Source organism: uncultured Jatrophihabitans sp. (genome assembly GCF_964244045.1).
Classification (GTDB): Bacteria; Actinomycetota; Actinomycetes; order Mycobacteriales; family Jatrophihabitantaceae; genus Jatrophihabitans.
On sequence record NZ_CAXTHK010000003.1, the window covers coordinates 181489 to 196652 of the forward strand.

Consider the following 15164-nt stretch of genomic DNA (forward strand, 5'->3'; position numbering starts at 1 on the left):
GACCACCCGTCAGAGATCACCCTGATAGCTCGACAGGAATTCGCCGAGCCGCTCGATTGCAGCTCTCAACTGATCCGGGTACGGCAACGTCACGATGCGCAGGTGATCCGGGGCGAACCAGTTGAACCCACTGCCCTGCACCACGAGGACGTGATGCGAGCGCAAGAATTCGAGCACGAACTGCTGGTCGTCGCGGATCGGGTACCGTTCCGGATCCAGCCGCGGAAACACGTACAGCGCGCCCTTCGGCTGCACGCAGGTCACGCCCGGGATCGCCCGCAACGCCTGTACCGCCGCATCGCGCTGGGCCAGCAGCCGACCGCCGGGCAGGATCAGCTCGCGGATGCTCTGCCGGCCGCCGAGCGCGATCTGCACGGCGTGCTGGGCCGGCACGTTCGCGCACAGCCGCATGTTCGCCAGGATGGAGATGCCCTCGAGATAATTTGCCGCGTGCCGCTTGGGACCCGTCACCAACATCCACCCCGACCGGAACCCGGCAACCCGGTAGGCCTTCGACAGGCCGTTGAACGTCAGCGTGAAGACATCCGGCGCGATCCGCGCGAACGGCACGTGCACCGCGTCGTCGTAGAGGATCTTGTCGTAGATCTCATCGGACAGCACGACCAAACTGTGCTCGCGCGCGAGATCGGCCAGCTGCAGCAGCATCGCCTCGCTGTAAACGGCCCCGGTGGGGTTGTTCGGGTTGATGATGACAATGGCCTTGGTGCGCGTCGAGATCTTCGAGCGGATGTCCTCGAGGTCCGGCTGCCACTCATTTTCTTCGTCGCAGCGGTAGTGCACCGGCCGGCCGCCGGCCAGGGACGTGGTGGCCGTCCAGAGCGGATAGTCCGGTGCCGGGACCAGCACCTCATCGCCGTTGTCGAGCATGGCCTGCAGGCTGATCGAGATCAGCTCGCTGACCCCGTTGCCGAGCCACACATCGTCGACGTCGATGTTGTCCAGGCCCTGCGCCTGGTAGTGGTGCATCACGGCAGTGCGGGCCGAGAGCAGGCCCTGCGAGTCCGAGTACCCCTGCGCAGTCGGCAGGTTGCGAATGACGTCGACCAGGATCTCGTCAGGCGCCTCGAAACCGAACGGTGCCGGGTTGCCGATGTTGAGCTTAAGGATCCGGCGACCTTCCTCCTCGAGGCGTTTGGCCTCGTCGAGGACCGGTCCCCGGATGTCGTAACAGACGTCCTGGAGCTTGCGCGACTGCATCAGGTCCACACTGGCCACCCTAGTCACGACGGCACATTCGCCTAAAGCCGATTAACCAATTCTCGCCTGGCACAGTGAGGCAGTGGAATTCGCTGAGGTCGTCCGCCGCCGCCGCATGATCCGCTCGTACGACCCCGACCGTCCGGTGCCGCCGGACGTGGTGCAAAACCTACTTAACCTCGCGATTCGGGCGCCGTCAGCAGGCCATACCCAAGGTTGGAGATTCCTCGTACTAGCTGACATAACATCGAAGTCCAGGTTCTGGACGGCCACGACCGACGGCGCAGCGGATCGCTGGCTGACCCGAATGCGGACCGCGCCCGTGTTGATCGTCTGCCTGTCCGATCGGGAGGCCTATCTCGAGCGCTACGCCGAACCCGACAAGGGCTGGACCGATCGAGACGTGGAGCGCTGGCCGATCCCCTACTGGCACGTCGACACCGGGATGGCCGCGATGATCATATTGCTGGCCGCCCAGGACGCCGGGCTGGCCAGCTGCTTCTTCGGGGTGCCGGGTAAACACTGGGCGCGCTTCCGTACCGCCTTTTCGGTGCCGGAACGGCTCGACCCGGTCGGCGTCGTCAGCCTCGGCTACTCCGCACCTAACAACTCCGCACCCGACGTGCGCTCGCCGTCGCTGAAGCGCGGCCGACGCAGCCTGCACGATGTCGTCGCCTATGGCTCGTTCGGAGCCGAACCCGTCGCCTGACCCCGCCGCTGCGCCGAGACCTTCGGCGCCATCACGGCGACGATCCGTTCCAGGTCGTCGATCGAGCCGAATTCGACGGTGATCTTCCCTTTGCGCCTGCCGATGTCGACGCGCACGCGGGTGTCGAAGATATCGGACAGGTCCGCAGCCAGCTCGGTGACGGCCGGGGCAGTGATCGTGCGCGCGGGCGGGCGGCGCACGCGCGGAGCGCCGTCGTCGCCGCGCTGGGCCAGCGACACCAGCTCCTCGGTGGCCCGTACGGACAGGCCCTCGGCAACTATTCGCCCGGCCAACTCGTCTTGGCTGTCCCGGTCATCGAGGCCGAGCAAGGCCCGGGCGTGGCCGGCCGAGAGCACGCCAGCGGCCACCCGTCGCTGCACGGCAACCGGCAGGTTCAGCAGCCGGATCGTGTTGCTGACCTGGGGCCGGCTGCGTCCGATCCGTTGCGCCAGCTCGTCGTGGGTGGTCCCGAACTCCTGCAGCAGCTGCTGGTATGCAGCTGCCTCCTCCAACGGGTTCAGCTGCGCGCGGTGGATGTTCTCCAGCAGGGCGTCGCGCAACATGGCGTCGTCGGTGGTGGTGCGCACGATGGCTGGGATGCGCTCCAGCCCGGCCGCGATGGCCGCCCGCAGCCGGCGCTCCCCCATGACCAGTTCGTAGCCTCCCGCCGGATCAGCGCGAACGACGACGGGCTGCAGGACGCCGAATTCCCGAATCGAATGGCTGAGTTCGGCCAACGCGTCCTCGTCGAACACCTGCCGGGGTTGCCTGGCGTTCGGGTGGATGTCGGCGACGGGAACCTCGGCCAGCGTCGCGCCCGGCACCTCGGCCGGGGAATCGTGCTCGGCCCGAGCCGCTGCTGCTTCGGCGCCCGCAGTCGGTGAGGCGTCGGGCGAGTCAAGCGAGTCGAGGGACGCCGCGCGGTCGCCGGTCGCATCCGCCTCGGAAGCCGGCTCCGGGGGCGCGGTGGGAATCAGCGCCCCCAGGCCCCGCCCGAGGCCGCCACGACGCTGCTTGTTACTCATTGCGATCCTCCGACGCTGTCGTGACCGATGACTGTGCTGCCGCCGCGGGCATGCCGATCGGGCGAGCCCCGCGCTCGGCGAGTTCGCGCGCTGCTTGAACGTATCCGATAGCGCCCCGGGAGCCGGCGTCATAGGTGATGACCGTCTGCCCGAAACCAGGAGCCTCGGACACCCGGACGTTGCGCGGAATTGTGGGAGTCAGCACGAGGTCACCGAAGTGCCTACGGACCTCGTCGGCAACCTGATCGGCTAGCCGAGTGCGACTGTCGTACATGGTCAGCAGCACGGTGGTCACCTCGAGCGTCGGGTTGAGGTGCGATTTCACCAGCTCGACCGTCTTGACCAACTGCGCCAGACCCTCGAGCGCGTAGTACTCGCACTGGATCGGCAGCAACACCTCGCGGGCCGCCACCAGAGCGTTCAGGGTCAGTAGTCCCAGCGACGGCGGGCAGTCGATGAGGACGTAGTCGACCGGTTCATGATCGGCGGCTCGGTCAGCGGATCGGTCCGCTGCGAGGTAGGTCTGGAGCGCGCGCTGCAGCCGGTACTCACGCGCGACCTGCGAGGTGAGCTCGATGTCTGCGCCGGCGAGGTCCAACGTGGCCGGGACGCACTGCAGCAGCGGCGCGAACTCCGTGGTCTGCACGACGTCGGCGATCGCGCGGCCGCCGAGCAGCACGTCGTAGATTGACGCTGTTCCGACGCCGTGCTCGATGCCCAACGCAGTGCTGGCGTTGCCCTGCGGGTCGAGGTCGATCAACAACACCCGCAGGCCGTGCAACGCCAGCGCGGCGGCAACATTCACCGCACTCGTCGTCTTGCCCACGCCACCCTTCTGGTTGGCGACAGTCATAACCCGGGTCGCCGGCGGGCGGAGCCACTGCTCCTGGCGCACGTTGCGCACCTGGATCGCCTGGGCTGCCTCTCGTGCGATGGGGGTCTCGTCGTCAGTGTGCAGTGGGAGCCCGACGGTCTCGGCAATGAATGTTTCACGGGAAACACCACTAGAGGCGGCGCGGAACGCAACCGGGTCGGTTTCACGTGAAACCCGCGCATCGCCATGCGGACTGTTGTCCTGCATCACTGAGACCTCCGTCGCCGCGCGCTTCGTTGCACCCGGATTACCTGAGTAGCGGGCATCGCATACTCCTGGCCCAGCTGGACCACCTCGATCTCGGCCACCGAGGCTCGTAGCGCAGGTTGCGCCGTAGCGTGGAACTGAGCCACCTCGTCGGCTGCTCTTGATCCTTTCAGGGCCAGCAGCCGTCCACCAGGGCCCAGCAGCGGCAGGCACCAGCCCAACAGCCGAGGAAGCGGAGCAACGGCCCGGGCGGTGACCCACGCGCCGTCCCCGATTGCCAACCGAGTCGCGGGATCCTCGGCCCGCCCACGCAGAACCTGCACCCGCGACTCGAGCTCAAGCCCGACGACTGCCTGCTCGAGGAACATCGATCGACGCAACATGGGTTCCACCAGCACCACCTGCAGGTCCGCCCGCCGGATCGCCATCGGCAGCCCAGGTAGCCCGGCGCCGCTGCCGACATCGACGACCGTGGCCCCCGCCGGTACGAGGTCCGTGACCACTGCCGAATTGGCGAGGTGTCGCTCCCAGATCCGCGGCACCTCGCGCGGGCCGAGATGACCATGCTCGATGCCGGGACCGGCCAACAGTCGTGCGTAGCGCTCGGCCAGCTCGAGAGCGTCACCGAACAACGCCTGAGCAGCCGATGTCGCCGCCGGCAGCTCCGAACCGACCACGTGGTCGGCCGGGTCCATCACCGCTGGGTCAGGATGACAACCCGCCGGTGCGGCTCCTCGCCCTCGGACTCGCTGATGACACCCTCGATCGCCGAGACGGCGTCGTGGACGACCTTGCGCTCGAACGGGTTCATCGGTGCGAGCCGCACCGGCTCGTCGTTGTCGCGCACCCGGACTGCGGTGGCCGCGGCCAGCTTCTCGAGCTCGGTACGCCGCGCCTGACGGTGCCCGCTGACGTCCAGCATCAACCGGCTGCGCACGCCCGTCTGCTGCTGCACGGCAAGGCGGGTCAGTTCCTGCAGCGCGTCGAGAGTCTCGCCGTGACCGCCGACGAGGGCCTGGAGGTCGCCGCCCACGATCGCGACCGCGGCGCGGCCGTTCTCGACGTCGAGATCGATGTCGCCGTCGTAGTCGACAATATCGAGCAAGCGCTCGAGGTAGTCGGCCGCAATGTCGCCCTCCTGCACCAGGAGCGAATCACCGGCCCGCTCGGCTGGGACGTCGTCGCTGGTGTCCGCGGAATCGTCGGCCGTTTCGGAAGATGCGTCCAGCTTGTCGGCAGTACCGGTGGCGTGGGTGGCCAGCTCGTAGCCAGTGTCGGTGTTACTCACGGGGTGTTCCTCTCCTGCGGGTCCCGAGCAGCTGCTCGGGCAGATTCATCGGCCAGACGGCAGAGCGGGCGGGAGTTCAGCGCCGCTTCTTGGTCTGGGTGGCGCGTTTGGCCGGCGGCCGCTTGCCGGACGGACGATTGGGCCGCTGCCCCGGTCGGGGCACGGCACCTCGGGCCGGCTCACTACGGGTCGCACCGCCGCTCGTGCCTGCACTGCCCGCGCCCGCCCCCGACACACTGCGGGACGCTGCTCCGCCGGTACTAGCGGCGTCGCCGGATCCGGAGGCCGCAGAGGTCGCAGAGGTGCCGTTCTTGGACATGCGTACGGGGCGCTGGCCCGGCTTGGGCGCGAGAGTCTTGCCGACCGCGCCCACCGTCGCCGGCGTGCCCTCGTCGGCTGGTGGGTGGAAGCGAATGATGTAGCCCTGCTGGCCCAGCGTCCACAGGTTGCTCGTGAACCAGTACAGCAGGACACCGAGCGGGAAGTTGAACAGCAACCCCGAGGCCAACGTGCCGACCGGGATCAGGTACAGCATCAGCTTCTGCACGGTCGCCGCCGTGCCCTCGGCCGGCGTAGTGGCGTTCGCACGCACCAGCAGCTGGGTGGCAAACGTCGCCGAAGCGCTGATGATCAACAATATGACCAGCAGGATCTTCGTCGACGACGGGTCGCCCCCGAGACCCCTGATGATGGAACTGGAGTCGCGGAACGACGCGGCCAACGGCGCGTTGAAAATGTGTGCGCGAGCGGCGTCACACGTCTCGCCCTTCTGACCGCCGGAGAAGGTGTAGAGCTCGAGCAGCTTGCTGTTGCTGCCCTTCAGGGTCGTGGCGTTGCACAGCCGGTTGGAGTTCGAGATGTGCCGCAGCACGTGGTAGAGCCCGATGAACACCGGGATCTGCAGGAACATCGGCAGACAGCCGGCCAGCGGGTTGAACCCCTCGGACTGCTGCAGGGCCATCATCTCGCGATTCAGGGCTGCCTTGTCACCCTTGTGCTTCTCACGCAGCTTCTGGATCTTCGGTTGGATCTTCTGCATGTTGCGCTGGTAGTGCACCTGCTTGACGAACAGCCGGAACAGCAGCAACCGGGCAGTAATGACCAGGAAGACGATCGACAACGCCCAGGCCCAGTTCGCGCCGACGCCGATGGCGTTGAACAGATCATGCCAACGCAGCAGGACCCACGAGACCGCGGTGTAGAGGAAGTTCAGCACTCAGATACTCCTAGCGGCTGGCGGTCGCGGGGACGGCCCGGTGAGAGAGGTCGTGGGGATCCGGCCGGCCAACGAGCGGCGGCACGGGGTCGTGCCCGCCGGTGTGCAACGGGTGGCAGCGCAGCAAGCGCCGCAGCGCCAGCCAGCCGCCGCGCGCCGAACCGTGCGTGCTGATCGCCTCGACGGCATACTCGCTGCACGTCGGGAGATAGCGGCAGGTAGGTGGACGTAGCGGGCTGATCGCGGTGCGGTACAACGAGATGAGGGCGACCAGGGCCCGGGCCAGCGGCGTGCGACGGCTCACGGCCGCGCGCCCTTCGAGATCCGGGACAGCGCATGGTCGAGGTCTCGACCCAGTTCGGCCGAACCGGCCGCGCTCGCGCCCGGCAGCGCGCGTACGACGGTGCCGCTACCGAGAGCAAGCGCATCCAGGCGGGTGGCGAGCTGGGCGCGCAACCGACGGGTGACGGTGTGCCGCTCGACGCTGTTGCCGACGGCCTTGCTCACCACGAACCCGACCAGTGGCGGCCTACTCGACGGACCGTGCAACGACGTGCCGTCCAGAGACGTGCCGTCCAGAGACAAGGCGTGGTGCACGACGACCCGCCCGGTGCGCGCACGGAGCCCGACGCGCATGACGGTGCTGAAGTCCGTCGAGCGACGCATCCGATGGGCACTAGGCAGCACTCGAGCCGCCAGGCTCAGGCGGACAGTTCGCTGCGGCCCTTGCGGCGGCGCGCGGACACGATGGCGCGCCCGGCGCGGGTGCGCATGCGCAGCCGGAACCCGTGCGTCTTTGCGCGGCGGCGGTTGTTCGGCTGAAAGGTGCGCTTGCTCACGGGTCAGATCTCCTGGTTCGACAGCGATGCGGTGACCGCGCGGCGGGGGCGAAGGTGCAGACGATGGAACGTGCAACGTAGGTGTTGCGATCTGCCGCGGGCTTCCGGACAGTGGGTGGCGCACGGCGCAACCCACACACTCTTGCAACGATACGGAGCCAGGTGTGCGCTGGTCAAACTGCCGGGCATCCGCTACCCAATCCGCCCCGTCGGACCGGGGCTACGCCCCCTACCGGTGTGGGGCCCAACGACACGCCGGGACCTATTGTCGTGCCTCACAGTCCGCTAGTAGGTTCCCCTCTCGCTGCTCAATGTGGAGTGGCGTCACGGTGGTTGCGGGATGTCAGAACCCCCTGGGGTCTGCGCCCGCGACGCCCATCGTGTCGTCCGTCCACAGTCTGTGGACAACGCTGTGGATTTCGGGCGGCATGTCGTTTCATGAGAGGGTCGGAACTCAGCCCAGCACCATCGTCGTGACGTCCCCCCGCGACCGACATGCAACATGGAAGAGCCGCCCCGTGGACGACAGCGCCGAACTGGTCGCCGTCTGGAACAGAGCCAGACCGCGCTTCGAGGATCCGTCGATCCGCCCCCAGCAGAAGGCCTGGATCGGACTCACCCGACCGCTCGGGCTTGTCGAGGACACGGCGTTGCTGGCGGCACCGAACGATTTCGCGAAGGATTACCTCGAGAACCGGCTACGCCCGCTCATCGCATCTGTGCTCAGCGAGGAACTCGGCCGCGACATCCGGGTGGCTGTCACCGTGCAGAGCAATGACAGCGCCGCTCCGGTGCAGGACGATCTGGACGACGGGCTGACGACCGACGAGGACGACTGGGTGGCTGACTCGCCGCGCACCCTGACGCCGTCCTACCGCCCCAAGCATGCCGACGACGCCCGCGACACCCGGCTCAACCCGAAGTACACCTTCGACACCTTCGTCATCGGCTCCAGCAACCGCTTCACCCACGCCGCCGCGGTGGCCGTGGCGGAGGCGCCGGCGCGGGCCTACAACCCGCTGTTCATCTACGGCGACTCGGGGTTGGGCAAGACCCACCTGTTGCACGCGATCGGGCATTACGCGCAGCGGCTGCAGGCCGGCCTGCGCACCCGCTACATCTCCAGCGAGGAATTCACCAACGACTTCATCAACTCGGTGCGCGACGACAAGATGCAGGCCTTCCAGACGCGCTACCGCTCGGTTGACCTGCTGCTGATCGACGACATCCAATTCCTGGAGCGTGCCGAGCGCACCCAGGAGGAGTTCTTCCACACCTTCAACACGCTGCACAATGCCAACAAGCAGATCGTGATCAGCTCTGACAAGTCCCCGCGGCAGCTGAACTCGCTCGAGGACCGCTTGCGCACCCGCTTCGAGTGGGGGCTGATCAGCGACGTGCAGGCCCCCGACCTCGAGACCCGCATCGCCATCTTGCGCAAGAAGGCGGCCCAGGAGGGCACGAACCCACCGGCGGTGGTGCTGGAGTTCATCGCCTCCAAGATCCAGAGCAACATCCGCGAGCTCGAGGGGGCGCTTATCCGCGTCACCGCGTTCGCCAGCCTGAACCGCCAGTCGGTCGAGCTGGGTCTGGCCGAGATGGTCCTCAAGGACCTCGTGGGCGAGAACGACGCACCACAGATCACCGCGCCGACGATCATGGCCGTCACGGCCGAGTACTTCCAGATCAGCCTCGACGACCTCACCGGCCAATCTCGCAGCCGCACGCTGGTCGCAGCACGGCAGATGGCCATGTACCTCTGCCGCGAGCTCACCGACCTCTCGCTACCCAAAATCGGCGAGAAGTTCGGCAACCGCGACCACACGACGGTCATGCACGCTGAGCGCAAGATTCGTGCCCAGATGGCCGAGAAGCTGACCGTCTACAACCAGATCTCCGAGCTCACCAGCCGCATCAAGGTGCGGGCCCGCTCGTGACATGCGTATCTGTGGACAGACCTGTGGACCGTGGCGGACGCAGTGTGGACGGCACCGACGGACGCCCAGTCGTCCACCGAATTGTCATTCGCCGGTGGACGACGCGGGCGTTGTCGTCCACAGCCCGTAAGGTGCGCCGGGCCAGCGTTCGTGGGCAATCGAGCACGTCATCCCCAGTGTCCACAGTTGCGAAGACGATGGACGAGAATCTCAATTCATTGATGGTGAACGACCAGAGCTGTAGCCCGGTGGACAACATGGACAGCCACCAGTCCGACGTGACGTGGGGCGACAGCATCGACGGAGGTAGGCGATGAAGTTCCGGGTCGAGCGTGACGCTCTGGCCGATGCGGTCACCTGGGCAGCGCGCAGCCTGGCCAGCCGGCCGACCCTGCCCGTGCTCGCCGGCCTGCTCCTGCAGGTGCAGGACAACCAGCTCTCGGTGTCCGGCTTCGACCTCGAGGCGTCGACTCAGGTCGACCTCGAGGTGAGCTCGGGCGCCGACGGGCAGGCGCTCGTGTCCGGCCGGCTGCTGGCCGACATCACCCGGGCTCTGCCGCCGCATCCCGTCGACGTCGTCCTGGACGGCTCGCGGTTGACGATCGCGTGTGGCTCGGCTCGCTTCACGTTGCCCGGCATGCCCGTCGACGACTACCCGAAGCTGCCCGACATGCCCACGACCGCGGGCACCGTCGATGGCGCCGAATTCGCGGCTGCGGTGGCGCAGGTCGCGGTGGCCGCCGGGCGTGACGACACGCTGCCGATGCTGACCGGCGTTCGACTCGAGATCGACGCCGACTTGCTGACCCTTGCGGCCACCGACCGCTACCGCCTCGCCGTGCGCGAGCTGTCGTGGCACCCCGGCGACCCGAGCGCGGCCGCCGTCCAGGTTCTCGTCCCGGCCCGCACCCTGGCTGACGCGGCCAAGAGCCTGGCGAACAGCGAGTCGATGACGATCGCACTATCAGGAGTGAATGGGGCGGGTGCGGGCGGTTCCGGTGAGGGCATCATCGGCTTCGCCGGTACCACCAATGGCCGGGCCAGCCGCGCAACCACCCGCCTGCTCGACGCGACGTTCCCCGCCTATCGGTCGTTGCTGCCCACCGAGTGGGCCTCCAGCGCCGAGGTCCCGGTGCCGCCGCTCGTCGAGGCCGTCCGCCGCGTCGCGCTGGTCACCGACCGCAACGCCCCGGTGCGCATGGAATTCGCCGACGGCAACGTCTCGTTGACGGCCGGCGGCGATGACGAGGGACGGGCCGAGGAACAGCTCGAGGTCGCCTACGACGGCGAGCCGATCACCACGGCCTTCAACCCGCAGTTCCTGCTCGACGGCCTGGGCGCCCTGGCCACCAGCACGGCGCGGATGTTGTTCACGTCCTCGACGAAGCCGGTCGTGCTGCGACCGACGGAGAGCGACACCGAGTACACGTACCTGATCATGCCGGTGCGGCTGCCCGGCTGATCGGTGCACGTCCGTCACCTCGCGGTCGCCGACTTCCGCAGCTGGACCAGCGCCGACCTGGCGCTGCAGCCCGGCCCGGTGGTGCTCGTCGGCGCCAATGGTCAGGGCAAGACCAACCTCGTCGAGGCACTCGGGTACCTGGCAACCCTTGGCAGCCATCGCGTCGCCCAGGATGCGCCGCTGATCCGGGCCGGCGCAGAGCGGGCCGTTGTCCGCGCCGCCGTGGCCGCGGACGGTCGCGAACTGCGCGTCGAGGTCGAGATCGTGGCCGGCAGAGCCAACCGCGCCCGACTCAACGGGGCGCCCGTATCGCGCCCGCGCGACATCCTCGGGGTCCTGCGCACGGTGCTGTTCGCTCCAGAGGACCTCGCCATCGTGCGCGGGGACCCCAGCGAACGGCGCCGCTTCCTAGACGAGGTCGTCGTGGCCCGAACTCCTCGGATGGCCGGCGTCCGGGCGGACTACGACCGCGTGCTCAAACAGCGCGCGGCGTTGCTCAAGTCGGCCGGCGGGGCCCGGCGCAGAGCGGGCGGAACCGAGCTGCCCACTCTGGACGTCTGGGACGGACACCTGGCCGAGTACGGCTCGCAGCTGTTGCACGCCCGGCTCGAAGCCGTCCGCGCGCTGCGGCCGCATGCGGCGGCGGCCTACGCACAGGTCGCGCCGTCGAGCGTCGAACTCCGCTTGCGCTACGTGACTGCGCTGGCCGAGGTGTTGCCTGCGCTGGACACCCTGAACGATCCCGAGCACATACCGCCGCCGGCCGAGCTCGCGCAGGGCATGCTGGCGCAGCTGCAGCTGGTCCGTGCCGCTGAACTCGACCGCGGTGTGAACCTGGTGGGCCCGCACCGGGACGACCTGGACGCCCGGCTCGGCGAGCTGCCGCTGCGCGGGTACGCAAGTCACGGCGAGAGCTGGTCAGCTGCGTTGTCACTACGGCTAGGCTGTTACGACCTACTGCGAGCCGACACCCTGCCGGGAGGCGATCCGGTGCTCATACTGGATGACGTGTTCGCCGAACTGGATGTCGACCGGCGCGCCCAGCTCGCGTTCGTCGCCGGCAAAGCCGAACAAGCCATCATCACGGCCGCCGTAGTCGGTGATGTGCCACCGGAGCTGCACGGGGTCCGGATCGGCATCTCGGACGGCAGGATTGGTCATGCGGAGTAGGACGCCGGTCCCGGTGTTTTCCACAGGTTCTCGTGGAAAAGTGCGGCGGCCTGTGGACGGGCTGGCGTGGGGAACCGCCCAAATCCGACGAAAATGGCAACTAACTCACCGCCCTAATGCACCCCTTGTGGATAACGAAGGAGGACCGCGGACCCTCTACTGCGGCGGGGTGGCGCCATGACCCGCGACTACGACCGCGCAATGCCGCCCGACGTACCTGTCGAATGGGAACCTGTCGAGGGCCGACCTGTCGAACTCGACGCATCTGTCGGACCTGTCGACCCCGTTGCCGGTTCGTACGCCAGCGACGAGAACGGCGGCGCTGACGGTGACGGCGATGACGACGACCTTGCCCGGAGCGCCCTGGCCGGCGCTCGTGGGTCCACCCGTGCCGCCGGTGGTCGCCGCCGGACAGGTTCCCGCCGTCGCCGTCCTGACGAGTCCGGCCGTAATCGAGGCGGCTACTCCGGCTCCGGACCCGATCCGGTCCGCGATCCCCAGCGGCTCGGCGACCTGCTGCCCGGCTACGTCGCCGACCTGGGGTGGGAGCAACCGATGGCCGACGCCCGGGTCTTCGCACAGTGGGCCGCGCTGGTCGGGGCCGACGTCGCAGCGCACTGCGAGCCGCAGAGCCTGCGCGACGGCGAGCTGCGCATCACGGCAGAGTCCACGGCCTGGGCCACCCAGCTGCGTCTGTTGGCCGGCACGCTGCTGGCACGCCTCGTCGCCGAACTCGGCCCGCAGGTGGTCACCAGATTGGTGATCAGCGGACCGACCGCACCCAGCTGGAAACACGGCCCGCGCAGTGTGCGCAACGGCCGTGGCCCGCGCGACACCTACGGCTGATCGGGCCTCAGCGCGTGGTCCCCAGCTTCCCAGTAGGGACCCGCATGAAAAGGGGGGCCGATCGCTCAGCGTCCACATCAGCCCGCGTTGCGCCCCGCTACTGCCCTCGGGAGGGCTAGACTGGACAGGCAACCATCGGTCCGCTGAGTCCGGGTACAGGTCGACGCGCAGCGTCGCAGTCCGGCTGGACCCGATTTAGCCCGAGTTCTAGTCATCCGCCGATGTTCCGGCTGGGTGGTGCGCGCCCGCGGGCGAGGAAGGTCCAACAGATGACCAGTGCAACGAGCAGCCCGGCCCGTAAGCCCGCAGCCAAGAAGAACGAGTACAGCGGCAGCTCGATCACCGTGCTCGAGGGCCTCGAGGCGGTGCGCAAGCGCCCCGGCATGTACATCGGATCCACGTCGGCGCGCGGCCTGCACCACCTGGTCTGGGAGGTTGTCGACAACTCCGTCGACGAGGCATTGGCCGGGCACGCCGACCGCATCGACGTCACCCTGCTGGCCGACGGTGGCGTCCGCGTCAAGGACAACGGCCGTGGCATGCCGGTCGACATGCACCCCACGCAGAAGCGGCCGACGGTCGAGGTCATCCTCACCGTCCTGCACGCGGGTGGAAAGTTCGACGGCAAGGCGTACGCGGTATCCGGCGGCCTGCACGGCGTCGGCATCTCGGTAGTCAACGCGCTGAGCCACCGCCTCGAGGTCGACATCGAACGCGACGGCTTCCGCTGGACCCAGCCCTACGTCGACCAGGCCCCGGCCGAACCGCTGAAGAAGAACGAGCCGTCGACGAAGACCGGCACGACCGTCACCTTCTGGGCCGATCCGAACATCTTCGAGACCACCGAGTACGACTACGAGACGATCCGCCGGCGCGTCCAGGAGATGGCCTTCCTGAACAAGGGGCTGACCATCGTGCTGCGCGACGAGCGCGCCGAGAAGATCGTCGAGGAGGACGACTCCCAGGTCGGCTCCACCTCACCTGATGCACCGACTAAGCCCCCCATGGTCCGCGAGGTCACCTACTCCTACGCCGACGGCATCGCCGACTTCGTCCGACACATCAACCGGACCAAGGAAGCGATCCACGCCAACGTCATCTCCTTCTCCGGCGAGGACAAGGAAAAGGCGCTGTCGCTCGAGATCGCCATGCAGTGGAATGTCTCGTTCGCCGAGAGCGTGCACACCTTCGCCAACACCATCGCCACCATCGAGGGCGGTACCCACGAAGAGGGTTTCCGTGCCGCACTGACGACCGTGGTCAACAAGTGGGCGGTGGCTCAGAAGCTTGTCAAGAACACCAACGACGACCGCCTCACCGGCGACGACATCCGCGAGGGCCTGGCCGCGATCATCTCCATCAAGCTCGGCGAGCCGCAGTTCGAGGGCCAGACCAAGACCAAGCTCGGCAACTCGAGTGCCAAGACCTTCGTGCAGTCGGTCTGCAACCAGTGGATCGAGGACTGGTTCAACCGCAACCCCGCCGAGGCAAAGCGGATCGTCACCAAGATGACCCAGGCCGCGCGGGCCCGCAAGGCCGCGCAGCAGGCCCGCAAGCTGGCCCGCAAGGGCGCCCTCGACACCTTCGGCATGCCGGGCAAGCTGGCCGACTGCCGCTCGACCGAACCGGGCGAGAGCGAGCTCTACATCGTCGAGGGCGACTCGGCCGGTGGCTCGGCCAAGTCGGCCCGCAACTCGCAGTTCCAAGCGATCCTGCCCATCCGCGGCAAGATCATCAACGTCGAGAAGTCGCGCATCGACCGGGTGCTCAAGAACAACGAGGTCCAGTCGCTGATCACCGCGCTCGGCACTGGCATCCACGACGACTTCGACCTCACCAAGCTGCGCTATCACAAGATCGTGCTGATGGCCGACGCCGACGTCGACGGTCAGCACATCACCACCCTGCTGCTCACCCTGCTGTTCCGGTTCATGCGGCCGCTCATCGAGGCCGGCCACGTCTACCTCGCCGCTCCGCCGCTCTACAAGATCAAGTGGTCGAAAGGCGAGCCGGGCTACGCCTTCTCCGACCGGGAACGTGACGCCCTGATCAAGGACGGTCTCGCCACCGGTCGCAAGCTGCCCAAGGACGAGACCGACCGCACGCAGCGCTACAAGGGTCTCGGCGAGATGAACGCCACCGAGCTCTGGGAAACCACCATGGACCCCGACCACCGCATCCTGCGACTGGTGACCTTGGATGACGCCGCCACCGCAGACGAGCTGTTCAGCATCCTCATGGGCGAAGACGTCGAAGCCCGGCGGAGCTTCATCATCCGCAACGCCCGAGACGTGCGTTTTCTGGACATCTGAGCGAACATGCGTCGCCATCTGAACCGCTCGCTCTGCTCGGGTCCGTCTGACGCCGCATACC

At 67.7% G+C, this 15164-nt stretch carries 15 protein-coding genes; 6 read left to right on the forward strand and 9 right to left on the reverse strand.

Annotated features, from left to right (window positions below; all coding sequences use genetic code 11):
- Positions 1-9: 9 nt before the first annotated feature.
- Positions 10-1218 (reverse strand): pyridoxal phosphate-dependent aminotransferase, encoded by a 1209-nt coding sequence (locus tag ACFFC4_RS04020; protein WP_375498150.1) that lies wholly within the window; start codon positions 1216-1218, stop codon positions 10-12.
- Positions 1219-1300: 82 nt separating this feature from the next.
- On the opposite strand from ACFFC4_RS04020, the gene ACFFC4_RS04025 reads away from it, so the two are divergent.
- Positions 1301-1927 (forward strand): nitroreductase family protein, encoded by a 627-nt coding sequence (locus ACFFC4_RS04025; RefSeq protein WP_375498017.1) that lies wholly within the window; start codon positions 1301-1303, stop codon positions 1925-1927.
- Here the strand turns inward: ACFFC4_RS04025 and ACFFC4_RS04030 are convergent.
- From ACFFC4_RS04030 to rpmH, 8 genes are all read right to left on the reverse strand, one after another.
- Positions 1894-2952, reverse strand: a complete 1059-nt coding sequence (locus tag ACFFC4_RS04030) for a ParB/RepB/Spo0J family partition protein (RefSeq protein WP_375498019.1) — start codon at positions 2950-2952, stop codon at positions 1894-1896. The two genes, ACFFC4_RS04025 and ACFFC4_RS04030, sit on opposite strands and share 34 nt — an antisense overlap.
- Positions 2945-4033 (reverse strand): ParA family protein, encoded by a 1089-nt coding sequence (locus tag ACFFC4_RS04035; protein WP_375498021.1) that lies wholly within the window; start codon positions 4031-4033, stop codon positions 2945-2947. Before ACFFC4_RS04035 ends, ACFFC4_RS04030 begins: the two co-directional genes overlap by 8 nt.
- A complete protein-coding gene (gene rsmG, locus ACFFC4_RS04040) occupies positions 4033-4728 on the reverse strand; it encodes a 16S rRNA (guanine(527)-N(7))-methyltransferase RsmG (RefSeq protein WP_375498023.1) in 696 nt (231 codons plus the stop codon). Before rsmG ends, ACFFC4_RS04035 begins: the two co-directional genes overlap by 1 nt.
- Positions 4728-5321 carry a protein jag gene (locus ACFFC4_RS04045; RefSeq protein WP_375498025.1) on the reverse strand — a complete coding sequence of 198 codons (594 nt, stop codon included), beginning with the start codon at positions 5319-5321 and terminating at the stop codon, positions 4728-4730. Before ACFFC4_RS04045 ends, rsmG begins: the two co-directional genes overlap by 1 nt.
- A 76-nt stretch (positions 5322-5397) precedes the next feature.
- Complete coding sequence (gene yidC / locus ACFFC4_RS04050) at positions 5398-6537, reverse strand: membrane protein insertase YidC (protein ID WP_375498027.1); 1140 nt, start codon at positions 6535-6537, stop codon at positions 5398-5400.
- Between the two features lie 10 nt (positions 6538-6547).
- On the reverse strand, positions 6548-6841 hold the full coding sequence (gene yidD, locus ACFFC4_RS04055) for a membrane protein insertion efficiency factor YidD (RefSeq protein ID WP_375498029.1): 294 nt from the start codon (positions 6839-6841) through the stop codon (positions 6548-6550).
- Positions 6838-7203, reverse strand: coding sequence for a ribonuclease P protein component (gene rnpA, locus ACFFC4_RS04060; RefSeq protein ID WP_375498031.1), 366 nt, complete (start codon positions 7201-7203; stop codon positions 6838-6840). Before rnpA ends, yidD begins: the two co-directional genes overlap by 4 nt.
- 35 nt (positions 7204-7238) lie before the next feature.
- Positions 7239-7376 (reverse strand): 50S ribosomal protein L34, encoded by a 138-nt coding sequence (gene rpmH / locus ACFFC4_RS04065; protein WP_375484554.1) that lies wholly within the window; start codon positions 7374-7376, stop codon positions 7239-7241.
- Between the two features lie 518 nt (positions 7377-7894).
- Between rpmH and dnaA the strand changes: the two genes are divergently transcribed.
- From dnaA to gyrB, 5 genes are all read left to right on the forward strand, one after another.
- A complete protein-coding gene (gene dnaA / locus ACFFC4_RS04070) occupies positions 7895-9313 on the forward strand; it encodes a chromosomal replication initiator protein DnaA (RefSeq protein WP_375498033.1) in 1419 nt (472 codons plus the stop codon).
- 313 nt (positions 9314-9626) lie between these two features.
- A complete protein-coding gene (gene dnaN / locus ACFFC4_RS04075; RefSeq protein WP_375498035.1) occupies positions 9627-10775 on the forward strand; it encodes a DNA polymerase III subunit beta in 1149 nt (382 codons plus the stop codon).
- A gap of 3 nt (positions 10776-10778) precedes the next feature.
- Positions 10779-11945: a DNA replication/repair protein RecF gene (gene recF / locus ACFFC4_RS04080; protein WP_375498037.1), complete on the forward strand. Its 1167-nt coding sequence runs from the start codon at positions 10779-10781 to the stop codon at positions 11943-11945.
- A gap of 177 nt (positions 11946-12122) precedes the next feature.
- Complete coding sequence (locus ACFFC4_RS04085) at positions 12123-12791, forward strand: DUF721 domain-containing protein (RefSeq protein ID WP_375498039.1); 669 nt, start codon at positions 12123-12125, stop codon at positions 12789-12791.
- Between the two features lie 269 nt (positions 12792-13060).
- Positions 13061-15103 (forward strand): DNA topoisomerase (ATP-hydrolyzing) subunit B, encoded by a 2043-nt coding sequence (gyrB, locus tag ACFFC4_RS04090; RefSeq protein WP_375498041.1) that lies wholly within the window; start codon positions 13061-13063, stop codon positions 15101-15103.
- The last annotated feature ends 61 nt before the right edge of the window (positions 15104-15164 follow it).

Bases quoted from the DNA above. Each gene is read 5' to 3' on its own strand.
- ACFFC4_RS04020 (WP_375498150.1), bottom strand. From the start codon at position 1,218: ATGCAGTCGCGCAAGCTCCAGGACGTCTGTTACGACATCCGGGGACCG.
- ACFFC4_RS04030 (WP_375498019.1), bottom strand. From the start codon at position 2,952: ATGAGTAACAAGCAGCGTCGTGGCGGCCTCGGGCGGGGCCTGGGGGCG.
- ACFFC4_RS04035 (WP_375498021.1), bottom strand. From the start codon at position 4,033: ATGCAGGACAACAGTCCGCATGGCGATGCGCGGGTTTCACGTGAAACC.
- rsmG (WP_375498023.1), bottom strand. From the start codon at position 4,728: ATGGACCCGGCCGACCACGTGGTCGGTTCGGAGCTGCCGGCGGCGACA.
- rnpA (WP_375498031.1), bottom strand. From the start codon at position 7,203: ATGCGTCGCTCGACGGACTTCAGCACCGTCATGCGCGTCGGGCTCCGT.
- dnaN (WP_375498035.1), top strand. From the start codon at position 9,627: ATGAAGTTCCGGGTCGAGCGTGACGCTCTGGCCGATGCGGTCACCTGG.
- ACFFC4_RS04085 (WP_375498039.1), top strand. From the start codon at position 12,123: ATGACCCGCGACTACGACCGCGCAATGCCGCCCGACGTACCTGTCGAA.
- gyrB (WP_375498041.1), top strand. From the start codon at position 13,061: ATGACCAGTGCAACGAGCAGCCCGGCCCGTAAGCCCGCAGCCAAGAAG.